The 3,523-nt window shown below is 60.2% G+C and carries 3 protein-coding genes; 2 read left to right on the top strand and 1 reads right to left on the bottom strand.

Annotation, left to right across the window (positions count from 1 at the left end; all coding sequences use genetic code 11):
* The first annotated feature begins 167 nt into the window (after nucleotides 1–167).
* A complete protein-coding gene (macA, locus tag BK667_RS13985) occupies nucleotides 168–1,319 on the top strand; it encodes a macrolide transporter subunit MacA (protein ID WP_123597950.1) in 1,152 nt (383 codons plus the stop codon).
* A 2-nt stretch (nucleotides 1,320–1,321) separates the two neighbouring features.
* A complete protein-coding gene (locus BK667_RS13980; RefSeq protein WP_123597949.1) occupies nucleotides 1,322–3,283 on the top strand; it encodes a MacB family efflux pump subunit in 1,962 nt (653 codons plus the stop codon).
* Between the two features lie 50 nt (nucleotides 3,284–3,333).
* Here BK667_RS13980 and BK667_RS33400 read toward each other — a convergent pair.
* Nucleotides 3,334–3,523, bottom strand: a 190-nt coding sequence (locus tag BK667_RS33400) for a hypothetical protein (RefSeq protein WP_221179163.1), incomplete at its 5' end; no start/stop codon positions are given.

The raw sequence follows: 3,523 nt of genomic DNA, 5'->3' as shown, positions 1-3,523 counted from the left end.
GCGTCGTCTCCTCGTGCAGAACAGTCGTCACTCAGCAGTGCCGACGAACCCCTGAACCGGGCTTCGTCAACCATGAGCGGCGACGGTTCCAGGCAACACGACGCTCTCATCAATGGCTCCCGGTCGCAGTCTGGCCGGGTCTGACATCAACGCATTCGTGGTCATTTATGGAAAAGTCGAAGTTTCGCAAGATTGCTATCGTGAGCGTACTGGTCGTGGTGGCTGGTCTGATTTTCTACAGCGCTCAATCCCCGGGCAAACCACCGGAGTACCTGACTGCCACGGTTGAACGTGGCGACATCGAAAACGCGGTGCTGGCGGCCGGGATTCTGCAAGGCATCAAGCAGGTCGACGTCGGCGCCCAGGTCTCGGGCCAACTGAAATCCCTCAAGGTCAAACTGGGGGACAAGGTCACCAAGGGCCAGTGGCTGGCAGAAATCGATCCTGTGGTGCTGCAAAACGCCCTGCGTCAGTCCCAGGTCAATGAAGAAAACCTGGTGGCGAAGAAACGTGCGACCGCCGCGCAACTCAAGGACGCCAAGGCCACCTACGACCGCTACAAAAAACTGCAACCGGACGACGCCATTTCGAAGCAGGAATACGAAACCGCCGAGTCCAACTACCAGGTGCAGAATGCCAATCTCGTGTCCCTCGATGCGCAGATCAAGGACGCGCGGATCCAGATAGAAACGGCGCGGGTCAACCTGGCCTACACCCACATCGTCGCGCCTATCGACGGTTATGTGGTGGGGGTCGTGACCCAGGAAGGCCAGACCGTGATCGCCCAGCAACTGGCGCCGATCCTGCTGAAACTGGCGGATCTGGACACCATGACCGTCAAGGCCCAGGTGTCCGAGGCTGACGTGATTCACATCACCCCGGGTCAGGAAGTGTATTTCACCATCCTCGGCGAGTCGGAAAAGCGCTACTACGCCAAGCTGCGCGGCACCGAGCCTGCGCCGCAGAACTTCCTGGAAACCCAGGCCTCCGGCACCACCAAGCAAAATACCGCGGTGTTCTACAACGGCTTGTTCGACGTACCGAACCCCGACCATCGCCTGCGCATCTCGATGACGGCGCAAGTGCGCATCGTCCTGGACAAGGCCAAGGACGTGCTGACGGTTCCGGTGGCGGCGCTGGGCTCCAAGAACAGCGACGGCAGCTTTGCGGTGCGTGTGCTGGACGCTCAGGGTCAGGCACAGATGCGTAACGTGAAGACCGGCATCAATAACAACGTCAAGGCCGAAATCAAGGAAGGCCTGGCTGAAGGCGACAAAGTCGTTATCGGCGAACCGGCTGCGGCCGTGGCAGGGGCCTGACCATGAGCCGACCATTATTGGAACTCAAGGGCGTCAATCGCAGCTTTCTCGCCGGCGAGAAGGATTTCCACGCGCTTAAAGACATCAACCTGACGATCAATGCCGGCGAGATCGTGGCGATCACCGGGGCCTCCGGCTCGGGCAAATCGACGCTGATGAACGTGCTGGGCTGCCTCGATCACGCCAGCTCCGGCAGCTACAAGGTGGATGGGCGCGAGACCAGCGCCATGGACGACCGGGAGCTGGCGGTGCTGCGGCGCGACCACTTTGGGTTCATCTTCCAGCGTTACCACCTGCTGCCGCACTTGAGCGCTCTGCATAACGTGGAAATGCCGGCGATCTACGCCGGTGTCGCCGAATCCCAGCGCCACAACCGTGCCGGGGAGTTGCTGGCGCGGTTGGGACTGGACGGGCACTTGCTGAATCGACCGAGCCAGCTCTCCGGTGGCCAGCAGCAGCGGGTGAGTATCGCCCGGGCGCTGATGAACGGCGGCGAAGTGATCCTCGCGGATGAACCGACCGGCGCCCTCGACACCTCCAGCGGCAAGGAGGTGATGAAGATTCTGCTGGAGCTGAACGCGGCGGGGCACACCGTGATCATCGTCACCCACGATGAAAAAGTCGCGGCCAATGCCAAGCGCATCATCGAGATTCAGGACGGCGAGATTGTCAGCGACCGCGTCAACCTGGAGCGTCCGGTGGAGGATGTGCCGGCACAGAACGAACGTCCGGCCAAGGTCAAGCAGGCCAACCGTCTGGTCGCTAGCCTGGGCTTGTTCAGCGAAGCGTTCAACATGGCCTGGGTCGCGCTGATCTCGCACCGGATGCGTACCTTGCTGACCATGCTGGGCATCATCATCGGCATCACCTCGGTGGTGTCGATCGTGGCCATCGGCGAAGGGGCCAAGCGCTACGTACTCAAGGACATCGCCGCGATAGGCAGCAGTACCATCGAGATTTTCCCCGGCACCGACTGGGGCGACAGTCGCTCGTCCGCCATCGAAACCCTGGTACTGCCCGACGTCACCGCGCTCAGCGAGCAGTACTACATCGACAGCGCCACCCCCAACGTGGGGCGTAACCTGTTGCTGCGCTACGAAAACGTTGACGTGACCGCAACGGTCAACGGTGTCAGCGAAAGTTACTTCCAGGTGCGCGGGATCAAGATGGGCGAGGGCGTCTCGTTCGGCAAGGACGATGCCCGGCGTCAGTCCCAAGTGGTGGTGATCGACCACAATACCCGCGTGCGCATGTTCGGCCCGACCGTCAACCCGCTGGGCAAGGTGATCCTGGTCGACAACCTGCCGTGCACGGTTATCGGCGTGACCGAAGACAAGAAAAGCGTGTTCAACACCAGCAAGGCCCTGAACATATGGATGCCTTATGAAACTGCGGCCGGACGGCTGTTGGGCCAGCGCTACCTCGACAGCATCACCGTGCGGATGAAGGACGGCCAACCGAGCAAAGCGGTCGAGGACAACATCATCAAACTCATGGAACAACGCCACGGCACCAAGGATTTCTTTACCTACAACCTCGACAGCATTATGCAAACCGTGCAGAAAACCAGTCAGTCGATGGCATTGCTGCTGTCACTGATCGCGGTGATCTCGCTGGTGGTCGGGGGGATTGGGGTGATGAACATCATGCTGGTGTCGGTGACCGAGCGTACCCGTGAAATCGGGATTCGCATGGCCGTTGGCGCACGTCAGTCCGACATTCGCCAGCAGTTCCTGGTCGAAGCGGTGATGGTGTGCCTGGTGGGCGGCACGATTGGTATCGCGCTGTCATTCGGGATCGGTTTTATCTTTTCCCTGCTGGTCAAGGACTGGGAGATGGTGTTCTCGATGGGCTCGATCATCACGGCGTTCATATGCTCGACACTGATCGGCATCGTGTTCGGCTTCGTCCCCGCACGCAACGCGGCGCGGCTTGATCCGATCGAAGCACTGGCGCGAGACTGACAGAAACAGAAATTCCCTGTGGGAGCGGGCTTGCTCGCGAAAGCGGTGTGTCAGTCAACAGAGATGTTGAATGTGACGGCCTCTTCGCGAGCAAGCTCGCTCCCACAATGGGTCTGTGTTGAGCCAAGTATTTGTGATCGCCGCAAAACCCTTGTAGGAGCAAGGCTTGCCCGCGAAAGGGCCATAACATTCAACAGCTCTGTTGACTGACCCACTGCTTTCGCCGGCAAGCCTTGCTCC

The organism is Pseudomonas frederiksbergensis (assembly GCF_003732705.1).
Classification (GTDB): domain Bacteria; phylum Pseudomonadota; class Gammaproteobacteria; order Pseudomonadales; family Pseudomonadaceae; genus Aquipseudomonas; species Aquipseudomonas frederiksbergensis_F.
The sequence above is the reverse complement of the archived record's forward strand: the minus strand, read 5'-3'. Positions and strand labels throughout refer to the sequence as shown.